At 66.0% G+C, this 20,470-nt stretch carries 21 protein-coding genes; 7 read left to right on the forward strand and 14 right to left on the reverse strand.

Going from position 1 to position 20,470, the window contains the following annotated elements; genetic code table 11:
* Window positions 1-48 precede the first annotated feature (48 nt).
* The 14 genes from ABNX08_RS39105 to ABNX08_RS39170 all read right to left on the reverse strand — a co-directional run bounded on the left by ABNX08_RS39105 (window position 49) and on the right by ABNX08_RS39170 (window position 14,339).
* On the reverse strand, window positions 49-1,416 hold the full coding sequence (locus ABNX08_RS39105) for an MFS transporter (protein ID WP_349606165.1): 1,368 nt from the start codon (window positions 1,414-1,416) through the stop codon (window positions 49-51).
* A 45-nt stretch (window positions 1,417-1,461) separates the two neighbouring features.
* On the reverse strand, window positions 1,462-3,033 hold the full coding sequence (locus tag ABNX08_RS39110) for an FAD-dependent oxidoreductase (protein ID WP_349606163.1): 1,572 nt from the start codon (window positions 3,031-3,033) through the stop codon (window positions 1,462-1,464).
* Window positions 3,034-3,064: 31 nt separating this feature from the next.
* Entirely contained in the window at window positions 3,065-4,114 is a 1,050-nt protein-coding gene (locus ABNX08_RS39115) for an aromatic ring-hydroxylating dioxygenase subunit alpha (protein ID WP_349606162.1), read from the reverse strand.
* A gap of 50 nt (window positions 4,115-4,164) precedes the next feature.
* Entirely contained in the window at window positions 4,165-4,704 is a 540-nt protein-coding gene (locus tag ABNX08_RS39120; RefSeq protein WP_349606161.1) for a DoxX family protein, read from the reverse strand.
* 60 nt (window positions 4,705-4,764) lie between these two features.
* On the reverse strand, window positions 4,765-5,289 hold the full coding sequence (locus ABNX08_RS39125; protein ID WP_349606159.1) for a hypothetical protein: 525 nt from the start codon (window positions 5,287-5,289) through the stop codon (window positions 4,765-4,767).
* 65 nt (window positions 5,290-5,354) lie between these two features.
* Entirely contained in the window at window positions 5,355-6,431 is a 1,077-nt protein-coding gene (locus ABNX08_RS39130; protein WP_349606158.1) for a porin, read from the reverse strand.
* 280 nt (window positions 6,432-6,711) lie between these two features.
* The gene (locus ABNX08_RS39135; RefSeq protein WP_349606157.1) at window positions 6,712-7,407 is read right to left on the reverse strand and encodes a GntR family transcriptional regulator; all 696 of its coding nucleotides are present in this window, start codon (window positions 7,405-7,407) and stop codon (window positions 6,712-6,714) included.
* Window position 7,408: 1 nt separating this feature from the next.
* The gene (locus ABNX08_RS39140) at window positions 7,409-8,260 is read right to left on the reverse strand and encodes an amidohydrolase family protein (protein ID WP_349606156.1); all 852 of its coding nucleotides are present in this window, start codon (window positions 8,258-8,260) and stop codon (window positions 7,409-7,411) included.
* 59 nt (window positions 8,261-8,319) lie between these two features.
* Window positions 8,320-9,423, reverse strand: a complete 1,104-nt coding sequence (locus tag ABNX08_RS39145; protein WP_349606155.1) for an alcohol dehydrogenase catalytic domain-containing protein — start codon at window positions 9,421-9,423, stop codon at window positions 8,320-8,322.
* A 1-nt stretch (window position 9,424) separates the two neighbouring features.
* Complete coding sequence (locus ABNX08_RS39150; protein WP_349606154.1) at window positions 9,425-10,222, reverse strand: amidohydrolase family protein; 798 nt, start codon at window positions 10,220-10,222, stop codon at window positions 9,425-9,427.
* Between the two features lie 7 nt (window positions 10,223-10,229).
* Window positions 10,230-11,483 (reverse strand): Rieske 2Fe-2S domain-containing protein, encoded by a 1,254-nt coding sequence (locus ABNX08_RS39155; protein ID WP_349606153.1) that lies wholly within the window; start codon window positions 11,481-11,483, stop codon window positions 10,230-10,232.
* Between the two features lie 71 nt (window positions 11,484-11,554).
* Window positions 11,555-11,863: a hypothetical protein gene (locus ABNX08_RS39160; protein ID WP_349606152.1), complete on the reverse strand. Its 309-nt coding sequence runs from the start codon at window positions 11,861-11,863 to the stop codon at window positions 11,555-11,557.
* A gap of 15 nt (window positions 11,864-11,878) precedes the next feature.
* Complete coding sequence (locus tag ABNX08_RS39165; protein ID WP_349606151.1) at window positions 11,879-13,096, reverse strand: acyl-CoA dehydrogenase family protein; 1,218 nt, start codon at window positions 13,094-13,096, stop codon at window positions 11,879-11,881.
* A 103-nt stretch (window positions 13,097-13,199) separates the two neighbouring features.
* Window positions 13,200-14,339 (reverse strand): glycosyl hydrolase, encoded by a 1,140-nt coding sequence (locus ABNX08_RS39170; RefSeq protein WP_349606149.1) that lies wholly within the window; start codon window positions 14,337-14,339, stop codon window positions 13,200-13,202.
* Window positions 14,340-14,622: 283 nt separating this feature from the next.
* On the opposite strand from ABNX08_RS39170, the gene ABNX08_RS39175 reads away from it, so the two are divergent.
* The 7 genes from ABNX08_RS39175 to ABNX08_RS39205 are packed head-to-tail and all read left to right on the forward strand — an operon-like array spanning window position 14,623 to window position 20,446.
* Window positions 14,623-15,585: a PDR/VanB family oxidoreductase gene (locus tag ABNX08_RS39175; RefSeq protein ID WP_349606148.1), complete on the forward strand. Its 963-nt coding sequence runs from the start codon at window positions 14,623-14,625 to the stop codon at window positions 15,583-15,585.
* A 27-nt stretch (window positions 15,586-15,612) separates the two neighbouring features.
* A complete protein-coding gene (locus ABNX08_RS39180; RefSeq protein ID WP_349606146.1) occupies window positions 15,613-16,626 on the forward strand; it encodes an amidohydrolase family protein in 1,014 nt (337 codons plus the stop codon).
* Window positions 16,627-16,656: 30 nt separating this feature from the next.
* Window positions 16,657-17,673 (forward strand): protocatechuate 3,4-dioxygenase, encoded by a 1,017-nt coding sequence (locus ABNX08_RS39185; RefSeq protein ID WP_349606145.1) that lies wholly within the window; start codon window positions 16,657-16,659, stop codon window positions 17,671-17,673.
* Window positions 17,670-18,332, forward strand: coding sequence for an RraA family protein (locus ABNX08_RS39190; RefSeq protein ID WP_349606144.1), 663 nt, complete (start codon window positions 17,670-17,672; stop codon window positions 18,330-18,332). The genes ABNX08_RS39185 and ABNX08_RS39190 overlap by 4 nt, the downstream gene beginning before the upstream one ends.
* A 3-nt stretch (window positions 18,333-18,335) precedes the next feature.
* Complete coding sequence (locus tag ABNX08_RS39195; RefSeq protein WP_349606142.1) at window positions 18,336-19,013, forward strand: RraA family protein; 678 nt, start codon at window positions 18,336-18,338, stop codon at window positions 19,011-19,013.
* Window positions 19,010-19,684 (forward strand): 4-carboxy-4-hydroxy-2-oxoadipate aldolase/oxaloacetate decarboxylase, encoded by a 675-nt coding sequence (locus tag ABNX08_RS39200; RefSeq protein WP_349606141.1) that lies wholly within the window; start codon window positions 19,010-19,012, stop codon window positions 19,682-19,684. The genes ABNX08_RS39195 and ABNX08_RS39200 overlap by 4 nt, the downstream gene beginning before the upstream one ends.
* Window positions 19,685-19,702: 18 nt before the next feature.
* A complete protein-coding gene (locus ABNX08_RS39205) occupies window positions 19,703-20,446 on the forward strand; it encodes a dienelactone hydrolase family protein (protein WP_349606140.1) in 744 nt (247 codons plus the stop codon).
* The last annotated feature ends 24 nt before the right edge of the window (window positions 20,447-20,470 follow it).

The following is a 20,470-nucleotide window of genomic DNA, read 5'->3' on the forward strand; positions in this document are numbered from 1 at the left end:
CTAATCAGGAAGGGGTTTATCGAGGGGCAAAGAAATCAGAAACTAGGGTCATTGAGCGGCTTGGCGCCCTTGGCTGCGCAGCGCCTTCGAAACGCGCGACAGCAGACAAACTGCCAGTGCTACGGCTACCACGTAGCACGTCACGAAGGAATGGCCTAGTGCATTGGGGCCCTCGAAGCAGAGTTTCGCCACCAGAGCGATCACGGTGGGCCCGAGCGCGAGCCCAAGCAGGTTGGTGAGGAGGTAGTACAGCGCCGTCAGCTTGCCCATCATGTTGCCCGGGGTGAAATTTGCCATGGTGGCCCCGCCGGCGACGGCGAAGATCACAAAGAAGAAGGTCTGCGCGCCGTAGGCGATGGCGCCGAGCTGGGCACTATGGATCAGCGGGAAGCAGGCGGTGATGAGCGCAGCCACTGCGGTCGAACCGATCGCGACGCGAACCGGTGCGTCGATCCAGCCGCGTTTTTGCAGCTTGTCCGCCAAGCTGCCAAAGAACAACAGGCCCAGCGGCGAGGCCACCACGCTGATCGCGCCCAGCGTCTGGCCGATCACGGGACGGCTGGTGCCCATTGCGCGGTGGATGATCTCGGGCAGCCACGCCAGTTGGCTGCCGATGGCGATGCCATAGAGGCAGATGGCGATCCACAGCGGCCCATAGACGGCCCGGTTCTGCCACGCAAAGCGCAGTGCGGCCGGATAGGTGACACCATCCGCCTGCGCTACCGCGTCGCGTCGCGGCGGCTCGCGCAACAGCAACATCACGGCCGCCAGCGGCAGGCCCAGCAGTCCTGGCACGATCAGCACGAATTGCCAGGGCTTCAGGGTGCCCAGCAGCGGCACTCCCGCCAGCTTGCCGCTGGCCGCGAACGTCAGCAGGAAGCTGCCGAGCACCAGCGCCAGCCCGCTGCCCAGCAGCGGACCGATGTTGTAGATGCCGAACGCAAGCCCGCGCCGCTCGGGCGGAAAGGCGTCGCGGATCATCGACGAAGCCGCCGGCGGCAGCATCGCCTCCCCTACGCCCAGGCCGATACGCGCGAGGAACAATTGCCAGTACGTATTGCTTAGCCCGCACAGCATCTGCACGCCGGACCACATCAGGATGGCGCCGCTCAGCAGGTACTTGCGTCGGTACAGGTCGACCAGATAGCCGGCAGGGATGCCGAGCACGCTGTACAGCAGCATGAACGACAGCCCGAGCAGCCAACTGATTTCGAGGTCGGTGGCGTCCAGATCCTGCTTAATGGGCCCGACCACCAGCGAAATGGCGCCACGGTCGATGAACGACACGATATAGACAAGGGTGAGCACGAACAGCACGACCCAGCCGCCAGGGGCCACCGCCGACTTGGCGGGCGCTGGCGCGGCTACCGCCGACCTGCGGGGCGGCGACTGGATTGTGGTGGGGCTTTCCAACATAGTTGTCTCCGGTTGCGGCTCTTCCGAGCTCTCGTTGTTCAGGCTTCAGCGGTCCCAGGCGGCTTCATCCAGCGCGGCGCGCGCGGCGGTGCGACCCGAAACGATGAACTCCGCGATATCGCCCATCGAGTTGTAGTAAGGCCCCCACAGCGAGCCGCACTCGCCGATGGCGTACAGGCGCGGAATGGGAGCGCCGCGCTGGTCCAGCACGCGCTGGCGTGCATCGTGACGGGGGCCACCGTGCGTGTTGAGGAAGGTGGGCAGCATCGGGCCGATGGCGTAGTACGGCCCCTTGTCTAGCGGAACCAGAAAATTCTTGCGGCCGAAGTCGGTGTCTTCGCCGGCCCCGCATTGCGCGTTGTAGCGCGCCACGGTGGCCTTCAGCGCCTCGGGGTCGAGATGGCCGGCAGGCCACGCGCCCGGCTCGGCATCCCAGCGGCACTTCAGCGCCAGTTCCTCCAGCGTGTCGGCCTGGATGACCCAGCCCTTCTCCAGCTCGGCGAGGTTATCCTGGCTCCAGGGCGGTGTCCGCGAGTTGAGCGTCGTCATGGCGGCGCCGCCCGCGCGGACCTTCTCGTCGAAGATATGGAAGGCGGGCACGTTGACGAACTCAGGCACATCGGGATTGGTGGCAAGCCACGTGGCGCGATTGCCGAGCCCGTGGCGCACGTCGGCGGTGTCGGTGGTCTCGTTGTGAAAGCGGCGCGCCTGGCGGTTCACCCAGATCAGGCTGCCGCCGTCCTTGAACGCCCCCGAGTTGTAGCCAAAGCCCGCGACCTTGTTGAGGTCATACGTCACGTAGACCCGCCCGCCGTCCACCTTGATGCCCCAGTTGAGCGGCCCGGCCACGGCGTTCATGTGCCAGAGCTGGGCGCCGACCTCCTGCGCCATGCGGATGCCGTCGCCCGTCAGGTTCGGGCTGCCGAGGAAATGGATCGGGCATGGTGTCAGGTATTGCCGGCACATCTGCTCGTCGAACTCGAAGCCGCCGCTGGCGAGCACCGTCGCCTTGCGCGCCTTGACGGCGATGGTGCGGCCGTCGGCAGTGCGCGCGGTCACGCCGAGAATGGCGCGCGAGATGGGGTCCTGCACGAGTTGCGTGGCCGCCGTATTGCATTGCACGCGCGCGCCATGCTTCTCGGCCACGGCGGCGATGGCGTTATACAGCCCCGCGCCGCCGGGCGCCGCCACCACGCTCATGCCGTGGATGCTGGCGGCGCCCGGCGCGCCCGGAAACTCGGGGAAGAAGCCCGGCGCGCTGAAGGGCTTCGGGTTGTCCTTCAGCGGCAGTTCCAGCTTGTGCTGGAAGGCCGGGATGTCCTTCAGGCCGGCAACGAAGGTGCGCAGCACCGCCTCGTCGGTCTGGCCCGCGCACAGCCAGTTCATGTAGTCGAACGTGCCGGCCTCGTCGGTCGAGGTCATGATGAGGCCGCCTGCGACGCAGACCGAGTTGCCGCCGCCGCGCTCGCCCTTCTCCAGGACCAGCACGTCGGCGCCGGCCTCGGCCGCTGCGAAGGCGAACGTCGCGCCCGCGCCGCCGTATCCGACCACCACCATGTCGGCTTCGTCGTCCCACACCGGCGGCTGCCAGTTCACCGCATGCTCTTTCTGTTCCATCTTCTCGTCTCTGAATCCGTGGGGGGAACAGTCAGGCCGGCTCGGCAATCGGCTGCTCGTCGGCCAGCAAGCGGGCGTAGATCTCGTTGTAGCGGACGATCGGCTGGTCCATCGGCAGCAGCACGTACTTGCGGTCTGGCGAGCGGCGGATCATGTCCTGCTGGGCTTCGATCATGGCCTTGTCTTCCTGGAACGCCGCGTCGGCAATGCCGAAGCAGTGCTGCTTGAGGTCGGCGGCGGCGGCCCACGGCCCGAAGTTGAAGAAGAAGCGCGACTTGTTCTTACTGATCGGCGTAATCATCTGGCTCGTGCAACGCTTGAAGATCGGCGTCTCGGTCACTTCGCCGCCCTCGTTGCGCTGGAGCACGCCCGGGTCGTAGGAGGTGATGGTCAGGACGAACACGCCCGGCACCAGGAAGAGGCTGACGACGCGGTCGTCCGACGGCCGCGCGCCGAAGTACGGGTTGGACTGGCGGCCAAGTTGCCAGCGGTCGGCGAGCACGCCGCGCTCCAGTTGTGTCACGCCGCGCTTGGTCTCGCTCTCCTTCATCATCTTGAGCGCGACCGGGTCGCTGGCGCCGAACGTCGCCTCGTGGACGAATGGCGCGTGGGAGAGGTCGAGCAGATTGTCGGAGATCAGTTCTGCGTTGACGTCCATGTCAAAGGTGGAGCACTCCATCGCCCATTCGGCATTGTCCGGGCCGATGATGGGAGGCACCAGTGACACATCAGCCTTCTCGGGCTCGCCCATCCAGACCCACGCCGCGCCGTGCATCTCGACGATCGGATAGGCACGTACGCAAACGCGTGGCGAGATGCGTTCCTGGCCGGGCACTTCCGTGCAGCGCCCGTCCGGCGCGAACTTGAGGCCGTGGTACATGCAGCGCAGTTCGTCGCCCTCCTTGCGCCCTACCGACAGCGGCGCCAGGCGGTGGCAGCAGCGGTCTTCCAACGCGGCCAGACTTCCGTCGGTCTTGCGATAAATGGCCAGCGGCTCGTCGATGACGGTAAAGGGCACGATGGTGTCTGCGTTGAAGTCCGTGGACCAGCCCACCATGTACCAGCAATTGCGAAGGAACATTTTGTACTCCAGATTGTGTTTGGGGAATGGATATCCGCCGCGCGCAACGATCAGGTGCTGCGGCGCTCTTCCTGGCAGGAAGCAAAGACAGTCGGCAGCCGTTTGAAGTCTTCAAGACTTCCCAACGGTGCCCTGCACGTCAGCATCGGCAGGTAGTAGCGCAGATAGGCCAGGATCAGGATCAGGTTCAGGTAAAGGCACCACACGCTCATCGACGTGCTGAAGATCAATCCGTACCGGAGGTTCAGGACGATGGCGTTGAAGAACACCATGAAGGAGATCGGCAGCGTCATCGCCAGCGCGAACGGCACGAAGAGATCAAGCAGGAGCAGCAGTCCGGCCAGCAATTCGCATGCCTTGACGATATCGAATACCCCGGTCTCGAGCAGGGTGACCAGCATTGCATTCGATGCCGGCAAGGTCCCAAGCGGTTGCGGAAAAATTGGCGGAAATCCCCAGTTCGTCAGCCAGTGGCTCAGCCCGCTGTTGATCATCCAGGCTCCCAGCGTCAGTCTCATCAGGGTGACCATCATCCGGCCGATCAAGGCGGCGTCGATCTTTGCAATTTTCACATTACCCAGCACATTCATTTGTCTTTCCCCAAGTTGCAACTTCCAACGGAATATCCCTGTTGGTGTATGCTCGAAGCCTCATTGGCCGCTCGCGCGTCCTCCGTTCATGGCGATTTGTGCCGCTACCGGCTCGGCAAGAGCTGCCGACTTCGCAACGGCAGCGCCGCTTGCCGCGGACAGGATGAATCGTTTCCTTTCGGCAATCCGGCCGGTGTAGGCGCCCGTCTTGAACACGTCGAGCACTTCGATGGCTGGCTCTCCACGCGCCGCTTCCACTCGGTGATAGACGGCGACCACGAGGCCTTCGGCGATGACCTGCTTGATTTCATGGCGGATGGGCGGACCATCGCGCAACTCGATGGAGCCCGGGTTGTGGTCGACCATCTTTGGCGAGAAATAGCCGCGTGCGGCTTCTACTCCCTTACCGTCATCGTAGGCCTGTTTCATGTAGTTCAGGACGATAACGCGTGGCAGCTTGCCGACACCAGGGCCGTCGTCTCCGTACCAGCGCGGATTGAAATGAAGGCTGTACGTGAACGACAGCGTGATCAGTATCCCCACGCAGATGGAGATGACATTGGTCAACTTAGACTTCGATTTCATATGCAAACTCTGCGAGAAAATTATTCGGAAGCGGCCACCGATCATGGCGGACCCCAGGAAAGCGGTCAAAAGCGATGATAGATGCCCGCGCCTAATGCGTTGACGCTCTCGTGCAATTGAGTCGGTGCGCCAAGCCCCCCGGGAGGAAAGATCGTTTGTTTTGACGATCCCCGGTTATCCAGTCGCTTGAAGAAGGCATACAGCGTCGTACGCTTCGACGTTTCATACGTGTAGCCGATCGCCCAAGCGCGGACGTCCGCCGTCGCCGTCGTCGAAGGGAGGCTATCCGGCACGCCGCTATCTCGGGCGCCGTAGCCGAGCTTCAGGTTGCCTGCGGCGCCGACGGGAATGGTCGTACCCACCTGCCAGGCCGAATCGTGGGCGGCGCCCAGTCGATAACGCAGCTGGTAGGTGCCATACAGCGTCGCCCAAGGGGTCTGATACGACGCCGCGAAGGCGTGCTCGAGCTGGCGACTAGTGTCGGGCGTGAGGTTGGTGGTACCAGTCGCCCGCGCGAAGCCGTAACCCGCCTGCAGCTTGTTTCCCGAATACAGCAGCGTGACGATGTCGTAATTGCGATTGACCGGTGTGCCCGCGTTCTCACTGAAAACGTGCGCCGCGGAAACGGTCACACCACCGAATGACGGCGAGTTGTATCGGAGGGCGTTGTCGGCCCGCGCCGGATCGTTGAGCGGATTGAACATCCACGGGTTACTTGTCTCGCCCGTGAGTGATGCCGCCACAGACCCTGGAGCCATCAGCACCGGATCGAAGATCGCGGAAAAGTCATAGCCCGGTGTCGGTTGCCGGCCCGCGGAAATCTCGCCATAGGTCTTGCTTCGCATGCCGACCGTGGCGCGGCGGCCGAACAACCGGCCGCCCTGGGCATTGGTCCCCGTATCCATGTTGTAGCCGCCTTCCAACACGAAAGCCGCCTTCAGGTCCGCATTCAAATCCTCCTCACCGCGCATCCCCCACCGGGACCCGGCCAAGCCGCCGGAGTTCAGGCTCGTCACGCTTTTCTCGGAATTGCGGAAGTAGCCAACGAAGCTGTCGGCAACCCCGTACATCGTGACGCTGCTGGCCGATGCCGCAAGGGGGAGGAAACCGGCTACCGCTATCCCGGCGAGTCTTTTGTCCACATCGTCTCCTTCTAGTCGTTATGTTCTTGCCAGCGGCGACATAGGCCGCTGTGTCTGAAGGTGCTTTCGTCCTGAGAGGATGCGGCTCCCCGCTCCCGTCAGCCGAAATAATATTCAATTTAGTATTGCGAATCTTATACATCGAATTCGCCGCCATCAATCTTTTCTTTGGGGTCACGGGGTAAACCCCGTTTCCCGCCGCGCAACGCTGGAGTCCGGGCGAGCGCGGGCCCCGTCCGTGCGGCGGCGGACGGGAGACCTGCGGCGCGAAAACGTGACTTCAGAGACCTCTCGCGGTCAGCGACGCCAGCAGGCGCTCCTCCACCGCACTGCGATCGCGTCCGTAGGCTTGCAGCAGCGCGGCGCGGTCTTGCGCGGCAAGCGTCTCGACGAGGTGGTGCTCCGGGTCAGCCGGAAAGCGATAGCCCGCGATATCTGGCGAAGCCAGCGCCCGGTAGCGGTCCGTCTGCCGCATCAAGCGCATCACTTCGCGCCTGAGCACAGAATCCGGCGACAAGGCGAAGATGGCCCCATGGAACGCGCGGTGCGCGCGCACCCAGGCAGCGCGGGCACCCCCTGTGAGATAGTGGTCGAGCAAGGCCAGCCTGGCGCGCAGGTCGGCAAGTTCTTGGACATCCGGCCATCGTACCGTCGACAATAGCTCGGTTTCGAGCAGGTGGCGGATGCGATAGAGCTGGCGTGCCTCGCAACTGGACAGCGGCGCGACATGGAATCCGCGATTGGGGTCATGCCGGACAGCCGCCTCGGCCACGAGCAGGCTGAGCGTTTCCCTGACAGGCACGCGACTGATGCCGAAGCGCCGGGCCAGGTCCTGCTGCCGCAATTGCTGTCCGGGCGACAGTTTGCCTTCGTTGATCAGCTCACGGATTTCGGCCGCGAGCCGCGAAGGGATGTCCGGGGCCGTCGCACGAGGGGCTGGCGCCGTGGGCGGGGCAAACACCTCGCGCCGGCCCACTTCAGCGGCCTCCCCAGTACACAGCGCGCGCGGTGTCGTGCAGCACCTTGCGCTGGTCGGCCGCCGGGAGCAGCGACACCGACTCCTTCGCCAGGGCGACCATCTGCGCGTAGCTGCCCTTCGATTGCGCGACGTCCGACCCCCACATTACGCGATCCGCGCCGAATTCACGCACCACGCCCTCGACCATTGGCGACGCCGACATCTGCGCCGCGGCGAGCTTGCCCAAGTTAATCATCGAGTAAAGCAGATACACATTGGGATGTTCCACCATCTCCAGCAGGGGCGCGTCGACCCCGTGATCCGGCGCGCCGCTCTCGCCGGCGATATTGGAGAAGTGATCCAGTACCACGCTGGTCTGGGGAAATCTCGCAAGCACCGGCTTCAGCGCCTTCAGGCATGCCTCGCGGTTCCAGCGGTAGAAGTGCAGGCGCACTGATCCGCCCAGCTCCGACACGGCCTCCCATGCCGCCATTGCCTCGGGCGAAGCAAACCATGACGGGTCGGCGCCTTTGAACGGCTCGGTCAGACGGATGCCGACTGCGCCCCGCTCGCCGACCCAGTGCCTCACCTGCTTGCGGATGTCGGGATCGAGCGCGTCCACCATTCCCAGCGCGCGCAAGCGTTCCGGGTAGCGCGCCGCGGCATCGCACACATAGGCATTGTTGAAGCCGTAGATATGCGCGCGCTGGACGGCCAGCGCACGTTCGATGCCCTGCTCGTCCATCAGCGCGAGCAGGCGCTCCACCGTCACGGGATTGTCCAGCGCGCCGGGCTCCAGCTCGCCGCTCAGCGGCGACGGCGGATACCGTTCCACGTCGGCGGAAATCAGGTGTGCATGACTGTCTATCATCGGCTATATCTCCTCTAAATGCTGTTGGTTCGGCCTCGCCAGTAGGTACACGAGACCGCTCATTTCCATGGGTCCACGGTCACGTGGATAGCGCCCTCCACGCCCTTCCCGGCCGTAGCCAGGATTGCCTCGTGGGTCTGCGCCAGCCCGAAGGTGTGCGAACACACCTCGTCGAGCGGATACCTGCCCGAGGCGATGTAGTGCAGGGCGAGTTCCACAGCCGCGTAGCTGCGTCCGCGCGGGGCGCGTACGGTCAAGTAGCGCTTTTTGATCTCCCCGATTGGCACGCTTTGTTCCAGGCCATTGAGGCTAAGATATGCGCCCTTGGCTGCCAGTCCGACAGCCAACTGCGCCACCTCGCCAGTCGGATCGCCGGTGGTATCGACCACCACGTCGACGCCTCGTCCCTTCGTCAGGCGCATCACCTCCGCATGGAGATCCTGGTTCTGCACGTCGATGGCATGGTCGGCGCCCAGCCGCAGCGACAGATCGAGCCGGCTGCGGTCGCGTGTCATGCCGGCCAGGATCACCGTCAGGGACCCCGCGGCCTTCGCCGCGAGCACGCAGCCCAGCCCCTGCTGTCCGGGACCAAACACCAGTACCGTCTTGCCGGGCCCGGCGCCGCCGTCGTTGCAGGCCCACTGCACCCCGTTGCCGAACGGCACCGCCAGCGTGGCGTGGGCAGCCGGCATGTCCGGCGGTATCACGTGCATCACGGTATTCAGGGGCAGGTGCATGTACTGCGCGTAACCGCCCCACAGGTGCGGGGCGATGGTGCAGGTGGACATGCCGAAACGCAGCGTATTGAGCCGGTCCTTCACATTGAAAAAGTCCACCTCCATGCACAGGCGGAAGTCGCCCTTCATGCACCATTCGCAGTGCCAGCACGGCAGATACTCATGCAGCGCCACCCGGTCTCCTGCTTTCACGCCCCAGCGCTGCTGCGCGATCGGGCCCAGCTCGACGATGGTGCCGACATTCTCGTGCCCCATGATGACGGGGGCATGGCCGGGCTTGCGGTACGTCTCCGGGTCGCTGCCGCCCACCCCGCTCGCCTCTACCTTGAGGATGCCGGAGTCCGGCTGCACCTGCGGGTACTCGAACTCCCTCAACTCGGTCGTCTCGACATCGGTCTTGACGGCCGCCAGTACTTTCCTAGTCATGTCAGGTTTCCTTCCAGAACACGCGGCGCGCGGTGCCGCCCAGGATGGCGTCACGAACCGCGGCGGGATGGTCGAGCAGGCACTCGCGCACCAGCGCCAGCGCGTTGCCATACCCCTCGCGGCTGCTCACCACCGGGAAGTCGCTGCCCCACATCAGGCGCGGGGCACCGAACGCGGCGATGGCGGCCTCCAGCAACGCGGCCGCGGCGGCACCGAAGGTGGGCCCGTTGTGCAGCGCGCTGGTGGCACGCGGCATCAGTTCGCCGAGGCCCGGCACCTTGAGACTCACATTGTCAAAGCGGGCCAGCCGCAACACGGTGTAGCGCAGTTCGCCGTCCGCCTCGGTCTCCATCGGCTTGCTGGTATCGCCCAGGTGCTCGAGTACAACGGTCAGTCCCGGCACCGCTTGCAGCAGATCAGCAAAGGCCGGCGCGGTAAATGCCTCGGCATTGCCGACGCAACTGACCGCCAGGCCGCAAGCTTCCGCGGCCTTCCAGATCGCCAGCGGATCGTCTCCGGGTGAGCGGGCACCGGGACGCAGGCGCACGCCGGCGGCCCCTTCGTCCGCCAGCCTCGCGAGCACTTGCGGGGCGTCCGGCGCGACCGGGTCGATCCACACCACGCTGGCGAACCGTCCCGGGTGTGCCTGCACGCAGTCCGCCTGGTAGCGGTTGTCCACCTGCCCGATCATCTGCGTCAGCACCGCGCGCGCCACGCCGTGGCGCGCCATCTGGCCGAGCAGCGTCTCCACCGGCTCATACCACACCGGCGAAACGTGCGCGTGGCTGTCGATCAGCATCGCCGGGTCAGGCCGTCAGGGCCACGTCGGGATTGAGCGGGACTTCCTGCTTCCAGGTGCGCTCGTTGCTGAAGATCACCGTGGCCGCGCGGATCTGCGGGAACGGAATCGGCGCGGTCAGCACGCTCGGCGCCTCGCCCCGCTCGGCCAGCGCGCGCGCGGTGCGGATCATCTGGCGGCGCCATGCCACCACGGCGACGTCGGACGTGCCGAGGTGTTCCTTGGTGCGGTCCAGGATGCGGCCCTGCGTCTCGCTGACCGCGTGGTCCTGCGTCAGGATGCCCTTGATGCCCGACATCGACCCCGTCTTCATCAGTTCGCGGTCCTGCTGGTACCAGTTGTCGATATTGAGCACCTTACGGAAGTTCTCGTCGACCCAGTGACCGCCTTCCTCGATCCGGTACGCGATATCCACCGGCTGGCTATCGTCGAAGAACCACTGGATATGCCAGGTCGACTCGTCGTCGCGCGGCACGAAGGCGTTGGCCATGCGGCGGTTCTTGCGCACGCCGAAGCCGTCGGGCGGGATCAGCGTGAAGAACGGCAGCACCACCTCGGTCACACGCGCGTGCAGCTTGCCTTCTTCGCGGAAGTTGCGCACGCCGGCGTAGCGCAGGCCGTATTTGGTGTATTCGACCTCGATCTTCGGCTGCAGGTCGCGCTCATGGTCGTACTTCGCGGGCGCGCTCCACGGCTGCTCGCGATGCAGCACGCCGGCGTGCGCCGAGTCGATGGTGCCTTCGACCGCCTGCGCGTAGTTGCAGTCCTCTAGCACCTTGAACGGCACGGCGTTAGCGGCGGGGTACGACAGCCACTCGAACTCCGGGAACTGCGGCTGCTCGCCGGCGGGGCCCATGTAGGTCCAGATCACACCGCCCGCTTCGCGGGTGGGGTAGGCCTGCGCGCGGATGCGCGAGCAGAAGGCGGAGCCGGACGGCTCGGTCGGCGTATCCAGGCAGGTGCCGTCGGTCGCGAACTTCCAGCCGTGGTAGAGGCAGCGCAGGCCGCCGTCGGAGTTGTCGCCAAGCGCCAGCGACGCGCGGCGGTGCGGGCATTGCTCGTCGAGCAGGCCGACTTTGCCGTCGGTGTCGCGGAACGCCACAAGGTCTTCGCCGAGCAGGCGAACGCGCACCGGCTTGCCGCCGGGCTCGGCGATCTCCGACGCCAGCAGCGCGGGAATCCAGAAGCGCCGGATCAGTTCGCCCGTCGGGGTGCCGCGGCCAACCTGGGTCAGCACATTGTTGTCTTCGCGAGTGAGCATAGGTCCTCCTATCCTTAAATCTGTGTATCGTCTTTGTGGGGAAATGGCGCCGTGCGCCGGCTTCGGTGGGTTCAGTCCAGAAGCGCGATGGCACGGCCGAGGCGTTCCCGGGCGGCAACGGTGTCTCCGTCGTTACCGACCAGGTCGTGTGCTTCGATCACCAGGGAGCGCATGGCCTCCAGGCGCTGCAACTGCTGCGCGCTGCGGCCGTCGCGCGCGGCATTGGCGACGTCGGCGTCGAGCAGGCGCCAGACTTCGTCCAGTTCGGATTCCCGGTAGATCATGTGCTCCACCTCTCGGGAAACCGCCATTCGCTCGCAGATCGACGACAGCGTGGCGGCCGAGTAGTCGTCGATGGATGTCAGGTCGTCGGCATGCATGGGGCTCTCCGGCCGTTACCGGCCCTTGGGGCCAAACTTCGAAGGCTGCAGGCCGATGACCGCGCGTCCGTAGCTGGTCATGGCGCTGTCCCAGGTAAAGGCGAAGTGCTGGGCGGCCGAGTTCACGTCCCGCCAGATTCGCTGCAGTTCGGAGCTGTTGTAGATGCCGGAGCCGCCGGCGGCCTCGAACAGCGCGTTCACTGCGTAGCGCGCCTTCTGCGCGGCATAGGCCCAGTCGCGCGGAATGCGTGCCCAGTCGAGATCGCTGATCGAGCGCGGATCTTCCGCGTTGTCCACGCGACGCGCATCCTCGCGCACGACGGCCAGCGCCGCGTCGATTTCGGCCACCGATTCCGCCACCCGCGCGAACGTCGCGGACTGCTCGGCCGCCTGCTCGCTGCTGAACGTGGCAAGGCGCGCCGCCAACCCTTCCGAAAACGACCGCACCGCGGCACGCGCCATGCCCAGAGGGGCGCCGACTAGCGAGAACGGCGTCACGTTCTGGAACGGCATCCGGTAGATCGGCGCGCGCACCGAGCCGGTTTCGTCGGCCATGCCCGACATCATGTCCTTCACGGACACCGAGCGATGCGCAGGAATGAAGGTCTCGGCGATGCGGATGGAGCGGCTGCCAGTGCCGCGCATGCCTGCGGTGAACCAGTCGTCCACGATCTCGATGTCTTCGCGCGGCACCACGAAGAAGCGCGGCTCCGGCGGCTGGCCCTCGCGCTGCACCGCGTTGCCGACGATGACCCATTGCACGTGGTCGATGCCCGAGCAGAAGCGGCCGTCGCCGTCCACCAGCCGGTAGCCGCCCTCGACTTCCGTTACGGTGCCGCCGAGGCGGAACACGGTGGCGGTCAGCACGCGCTCGGCGCTCATCACTTCACGCTGCGCTTCCAGCGGGAACAGGTTAAGCATCCAACTATGGCCGGCGAGGACGCCGTACACCCAGCCGGTCGAGCCGCACGCCGAAGCGATCTCGGCGGTGACGTCGACCAGCGTGGCGAAGCCGAGCTCCGACCCGCCGAACATCTTCGGCGTGATCACGCCGAATAGGCCGGCGTCCATCAGGGCCTGGATGGTCTCGGTGGATACGATGCGCTCGCCTTCGGTCCGGTCGGCGCGCGAGCGGATGCGATCATGCAGCGCGCGCGCTGCCGCCACGGCGGCGTCGTGGCTAGGCAGCACGGGCACGCTGCCGGGGGAAATTTCCAGGGGGAATGTGCTCACGTCTTGTCTCCTGTGTGAGGACGCACGCCGCCGCACCGCGCGCCGGTGACGCCGCGGCGAGGCAAGGCTCGTCGTTTCTGAATGGTTCAGCCGGGGGCGGCCGTCAGGTGCCAGTGCGCATGCGGTCCTCCACCTTCTCTCGCTCGTCCACCTGCAGGAACCAGCGGTAGTGACCGCCCTTCGAGATCGGCGGCAGGTCGTCGGCGATGGTCTGCCAATGCTCGCCGCCGTCTTCGCTGGCGTAAGCCTCGCCGGTCGCGGTGCCGGCCAGCAGCATGACCTGGTCGCCCCAGTGATAGAGGCCCATGCCTTCGATGTTGCCGATGACTTCGGCCGGCAGGCCGTTGCGGATCTCTTCCCACGTGAGGCCGCCATCGCGGCTGCGCAGCACCGTGGCGTCGGCGCTGCGCTTGGCGCCCCACTCGCGCGGCGCGTTGCCAGGGCCGCCGAGGTACAGCACGTTCTCGTCGCGCGGGTCGATGAACATGGCGTCGGGATAGCCGATGCGGTCCGATCGCGTCATCAGGTGGGTCCAAGTCGCCCCGGCGTCGGCGCTATAGTGCAGGCCTTCGCCGCCGCACATGAAGAGCTGGTCCGGGTTCGACTGGCGGATCAGTACGCGATGGTTGTCGTGATAGAACTTGTCCTGCTCCGATTCATAGCTGCGCGGCTCGCTCCAGGTGGCGCCTTCGTCCGTCGTCTTCAGCAGCGCGCCCTGCTCGATGCAAACGTACAGCGTTTCAGGTTGCGCCGGGTGGAAAGCCACGTTCTTGACGTGCGCCACATGCGGCGGCGGCGGGAACGTCCACTTGTCCTGATCCGGCACGGAAAGCATGGCCGTGATTTCCACCCAGCTCTCGCCCAGATCGTCGCTGCGGTACAGCGCCGAAGGCTCGGTGCCGAGGTACAGCACCACGCGTCCGTCACGCGACTGCGCCGCCAGCGTGTAGACATGCTCGCTCTTCAGGCCGTTGCCGCGCGGCTCCCAGGTGAGGCCTTGGTCGCGGCTGACCCACATGCCGCCCTTGCCGTGCGCCCCGGCAAAGAGCAGCCCCGACTGCGGTTCGTACAGCAAGGCGCTCACGTGGCGATCTTCCAGGGCCGCGCGGGTCCGCTTCCATGGTGCGCCCTGCCCCGCGCGCTCGAATACATGCATGCCACGCAAGGTGGCGACGAAGAGCTGGGTGGCGGGGCCGCTGCCATGTGTGACCGTGCCGCCGTTGCAAGAGAGGACTGCGATCAATTTGTTCTCCATTCCATGTGACGCGGACCGTGCTGCTGCGCTGCACGATGCCGTCGCCTGTTTCCGCCAGTGATGTGACCCGTTGTGCCGATGCCGGGAAAGTCCTCTCATCGAGAGGCTTTGACTTTTTTCTTGTTAGTCGAAATAATATGCAAAAAAGAATTTCGCGTCAACGACGAAGCGACCGGATACCGGCTCTACTGCCACCCCGCCCGCCTCGGACGCCAAGCGCCGGCAGGCACACGCCCCGCCACATCCCTGAATGTCGTCACTGGAGACACACATGAACGACCTGCCCCCCTCCACGGGCGCCCTGCTGGAGCTGCGCCTGGAGTCGATTCAATTCCTGGCCCGCGACACGCTGCTCTATGCCTTTGCGTCCCCGGTCGGCGCCACGCTCCCGCCCTCCGAGCCGGGTTCCCATATCGGCCTGCACCTGCCCAATGGCCTGGTGCGCCAGTACTCGCTGCTCGAAGGCGGCCGGGAACCGAGGCGCTACCAGGTGGGCGTGAAGCGCGACCCGAAGAGCCGGGGCGGTTCCAGCTTCATGCACGAGCAGTTGCGCCCCGGCGCGGTGATCAAGGTCGAGCCGCCGCGCAACAATTTCCCGCTGAACGAGGAAGCCGCCCATTCCGTGCTGATCGGCGGCGGCATCGGCATCACGCCGATCCTGTGCATGGCAAGGCGCCTGAAGGCGCTTGGCCGCTCGATGACGCTGGTGTATTCCTGCCGCGACCGCGTCGACGTCGCCTTCCTGGAAGAACTGGGGAGCTACGAGAACCTTCACCTGCACATCGATACGGAAGCGGGTGGCGTACTCGACATCACGGTGCTGGTCGCCACGCAGCCGGCCGATGCGCACTTCTATTGCTGCGGCCCGGGCCCGATGCTCGCGGCGTTCGAGGCGGCCACGGCGCAACTGCCGCCGGCACAGATCCATGTCGAGTACTTCACCGCGAAGCAGGAGGCCGCTCTGGACGGCGGCTACACGGTGGAGTTGAGCCGCAGCGGCCAGTCGCTCCAGGTGCCCGGCGGCAAGACAATCCTGCAGGTGCTCAAGGAGGCCGGCGTCGAAGTGGCGCACTCCTGCGAAGAAGGCGTGTGCGGCGCCTGCGAAACGCGCGTGCTGTCCGGCATTCCCGACCACCGCGACGCCATCCTCTCCGACCCGGAGAAGGCGGCCAACAACACCATGATGATCTGCTGCTCGGGCTGCAAGGGCGAGCGGCTGGTCCTCGACCTTTAAGTCATCCCATCCAAACCGGAGACATCCATGATCATTGACTGCCACGGCCACGTCAGCCCCCCCGCCGAACTCTGGGTCTACAAGGCTCACATCCTGTCCCACCGCGGCGAGCATGGGCGCAAGATGCCCGAAGTGACGGACGAAGAGATCCTGCACTACGCCAACCGCAAGGAAATGGGTCCAGCCGGACACATCGACCTGCTCGACCGCGCCGGCACCACCGTCCAGTTGCTGTCGCCGCGCCCTTTCCAGATGATGCACAGCACAAAGCCGGGCAAGCTGGTGCACTGGTTCACTGAGGAAACCAACAACATCATTGCGCGCACGGTGAAGCTGCTGCCCAAGCGATTCATCGGTGTCGGCGGCCTGCCGCAGGTGGCCGGCGATCCCATCGAAGTAGTGCTGCCGGAACTGGAGCGCTGCGTGAAGGAGTTGGGCTTCCGCGGCGTACTGCTCAATCCGGACCCGTTCGAGAACAACGGCTCCGAAGCGCCGCCGCTGGGCGACCGCTACTGGTACCCGCTTTACGAAAAACTGTGTGAGCTCGACATCCCCGCACACATCCACGCCACCGGCTCCCATTCCGCGCGCTCACCGTACACGGTCCACTTCATCAATGAAGAGACCATCGCGGTGTTCGGCCTCGTGAACTCCGACGTGTTCAAGGACTTCCCTTCGCTGAAGATCCTGGTCTCGCACGGCGGCGGCTCGATTCCCTATCAGATCGGCCGCTTCCAGTCCGGCGCCGCGCGCGCGGGCCGCGACTTCCTCGCCGGGATGCGCAACCTGTACTACGACACCGTGCTGTATTCGGAGGAGTCGCTGCGCCTGCTGATCAAGACCGTCGGCGCGGATCGCTGCCTGTTCGGCGCCGAGTGCCCCGGCGTGGGGTCGCAGGTCAACCCAGCCACCGGCCGCACCTTCGACGACATCAAGCCATTCATCCAGGGCTTCGACTGGCTGTCGCCGGAAGACAAGGACATGATCTTCTACGGCAACGCGCAGAAGCTCTTCAATCTCGACCTGGCGGCGTACCGCTAAGCGGGCGAAGACCCACGTAGGAGACCAACGATGGCACAAATCGTACTCGGCATGGGCACCTCGCACGGCCCCATGCTGGTCACGCCGCCGCATACATGGGGCTCGCGTCTGCCCGATGACCGCCGCAGCGTGCATCATTACCAGGGCCGTACCTGGACGTTCGACGAACTGGTCCGGCATCGTGCATCCGAGAACCTGGCCGCGCAAATCACGCCGGAAGTATGGGAAGCCCGGCATGCGCGCTGCATGCAGGCCATCGACCGCATGGCACAGGTCCTGGTCGAAGCCCGCCCCGACGTCGCCGTGATCGTCGGCAACGATCAGATGGAGATCTTCGACGACATGCTGGTGCCCGCGTTCAGCGTGATGTGGGGCGAAACCATCGTCAACAACATGATCAGCGACGAGAAGCTGTCGCGGCTGCCGCCCGGCGTGGCGCACGCCATGCCCGGCTACATGCCGCCGGAAGCCACCTACGCCGGCGTGCCGGCACTCGGTCGCCACCTGATCGAAGGCGCCGTGGCCGACGGCTTCGACGTCACGGCCCTGAAGCATCTGTCCGCCACCGAGACGCCGCACGCCTTCGGCTTCGTGTTCCGGCAGTTGATGAAGGACCAGGTGATCCCCACCGTGCCGGTGCTGATCAACACGTTCTATCCGCCCAACCAGCCGACCGCCGGCCGCTGCCATGCATTCGGACGTTCGCTGGCACGCGCCATCCAGTCGTGGGACAGCGACGCGCGCGTGGCGATCATCGCCTCGGGCGGCTTGACGCACTTTGTCATCGACGAGAGCGTTGATCAACTGATCCTCGACAGCATGCGCGCGCATGACTTCGCGCCGGTGGAAGGCCTGGGCGAGGCGATATTCCAGGCCGGCACCTCCGAGGTCAAGAACTGGATCCCCGTGGCCGGCGCGATGGACGAACTCGGCTTCGGGATGGAAGTGATTGACTACGTGCCGTGCTACCGCAGCGAAGCGGGCACGGGCAATGCCATGGGGTTCGCCTGCTGGCGGCCCGACAACAACAAGGAAGTCATCCGATGAGCACCCCCCAGGAATATGTGCGCCGCCTGCGCCGGCTGGATTGTTGCGCGGTGTCCGACACGCTAGACAAGCTCGGCCTGCCGGGCGTGGTGAGTGGCGTGCGTCAGGAGGCCGGTGAAGGCCGCATCGCCGGCCGCGTGATTACCGTGAAGCTTGGGACGGGCGCGCCGCCTCCCGGCGAGCCCCGCCACCTGGGCACCACCGCCATCGAGGCCGGCGGCCCGGACGACGTGATCGTGGTCGAGCAGCGTACCGGCGTTGAGGCCGGAAGCTGGGGCGGCCTGCTGTCGCTTGGCGCGAAGGTGAAAGGCATCGCGGGCGTGGTGGCCGACGGTCCCGTGCGCGACATCGATGAGGCACGCGCGATGGACTTCCCCGTCTTCGCCGCCGCGCTCACCGCCCGCACCGCGCGCGGCCGCATCGTCGAGAAAGGCACCAACGTGCCGATCCGGGTATGGGACGTGGACGTCGACGCCGGCGACTACGTGCTGGCCGATCGCAGCGCGGTCATCTTCATCGCCGCGGCCGACATCGTGCGCGTGCTGGAAGCCGCGGAAGGCATCGTCGCCCGCGAGGCCCGCATGGCCAAGGCCGTGCTGGCCGGTACGCCGATGAGCCAGGTCATGGGCGGCAACTACGAATTCATGCTGAAGGAATAAGCCATGTCAGAACACCTCGAAGACCGTAACGTCACCCGCGCCGGCAAGCTCGACACCGCGACGCTTAGCGACGCCATGGACCGCCTCGGCATCGTCGGCCAGTGCCGAGCCATCAAGCCGCGCGATGCCGGCTTTCGCATGGCCGGCCGTGCCTTCACCATTCTCTACGGCCCGGCCGCGAGCCCGCCGGGCACCGTCGGCGACTTCATCGACGACGTGCCGCCCGGCCACGTCATCGTGCTGGACAACGGCGGCCGCACTGATGCCACGGTCTGGGGCGACATCATGACCGAGATCGCTCACCGCCGCGGCATTGCCGGTACCGTGATCGACGGCATCAATCGCGACGTGCACCTGTGCCTGTCGCTCGGCTACCCCGTGTTCTCGCGCGACAACTGGATGCGCACCGGCAAGGACCGCGTGCAGGTGGAAGCCACCAACGTGCCGGTGAACATCGGCGACGTGCGCGTAGCGCCCGGTGACATCCTGCGCGGCGATGCAGACGGGCTGGTGTCGATCCCGCGCGAGCACGAGGAACGCATCCTCGCCGTGGCGGAAGAGATCGAGAGCGCCGAGAACGCTATTCGCGCGGCAGTCGCCGGCGGCATGCGCCTGGATGAAGCGCGCAAGCAGTTCCGCTACCACCAACTGCAGACGCGCGCCGAAGGAGCCAAAGCATGAGCCTGCCCATCGACCGCATCGATCCGCGCGAGACCACGCAACTGGACTTCGCGCGTACCGCCCCGGAGATCATCGACGCCGCCCACGCCATCCCGACGGCCACCCTGCATGAGGCCGGCGGCAAGATCGGTGCCCTGCCCTCCGCCATCAAGCCGGTGGCGCCCGGCTTCCGGCTGTGCGGCCCCGCCGTCACGGTGCACGCGCCGGGCGGCGACAACCTGTGGCTGCACCGCGCCATCTATGCCGCGCAGCCGGGCGACGTGCTCGTGGTGTCGGTCAGCGACGCCTTCGAGCACGGCTACTGGGGCGAAGTGATGTCCACCGCCAGCCAGGTGCGCGGGCTCGCCGGCCTCGTCATCGACGGCTGCGTGCGTGACGGCGTGCTGCTGGAGGAGATCGGCTTCCCGGTGTTCGCGCGCGGCCTGTGCATTCGCGGCACCGGCAAGGACTTCGGTGCGCGCGGATGGATCAATGCGCCGACCGTGTTCGGCGATGTCACGGTGCATGCCGGCGACCTGATCGTCGGCGACGGCGACGGCGTGGTCTGCATTCCGCGCGACCGCGCCGGCAAGGTGGTGGACGCCGGCCTCGCGCGCGAAGCCGCCGAGGCCGACCAATGCCGGCGACTGCGAGCCGGCGAGACCACCCTCGACATCTTCGGCTGGAATTGAGCGGGGAGATCGGACGACATGAACGAACGCATTGACGAAGAAAAGATGATCCGCACGAACTGGATCAGCATCCCGGCATCCGATGGAGGCGCGTACGAGGGCTATCTCGCCCTGCCGCCGACGGGCACCGGCCCGGGGCTGGTCCTCTTCCAGGAGATCTTCGGCGTCAACCGCCATATCCGGGCGGTGGCAGACCAATACGCACAGCTTGGCTTTGTCGTGCTGGCGCCGGACGTGTTCTGGCGCCAGGCACCGCGCGAATCGTTCGCCTACGTGGGCGACGAGGCAGCGCGAGCGCGTGACATGCTCATTCGCGCCGACATGGCCGAGATCGTGGCCGACCTGGAAGGCACTGTACGCACCCTGCGCGAACGGCCCGAGGTAACGGGCGGCGTCGGCGCACTTGGCTTTTGCATCGGCGGCCGGCTGGCCTACCTGGCTGCCGCGGCGGGACTGGTGGACGCGGCCGCCTGCTACTACGGCGGTGGCATTCAGGACCAATTGCAGAAGGCCGCGGCCGTATGTTGCCCGATGCTGTTCCACTACGGCGAGACAGATCCGATGATCCCGCTCGCTGCAGTCGAGCGTGTCCGGGCGGCCTTTGCCGACCGGGACACGGCGAAGTTCTTCATCTATCCCGGCGCCAGCCATGGCTTCAACTGCTGGGAACGCGCCAGCTACCAGCCGCTCGCCGCCATGCAAGCGCACGGCCGCACCGTGCTGCACTTCGCCCGGCATCTCGCCGCGGGCACCACTGCATAGCCCCCCGCACGCCGGAGAATTCGC

This window comes from Cupriavidus sp. DF5525, assembly GCF_040149425.2.
Classification (GTDB): Bacteria; Pseudomonadota; Gammaproteobacteria; order Burkholderiales; family Burkholderiaceae; genus Cupriavidus; species Cupriavidus pickettii_A.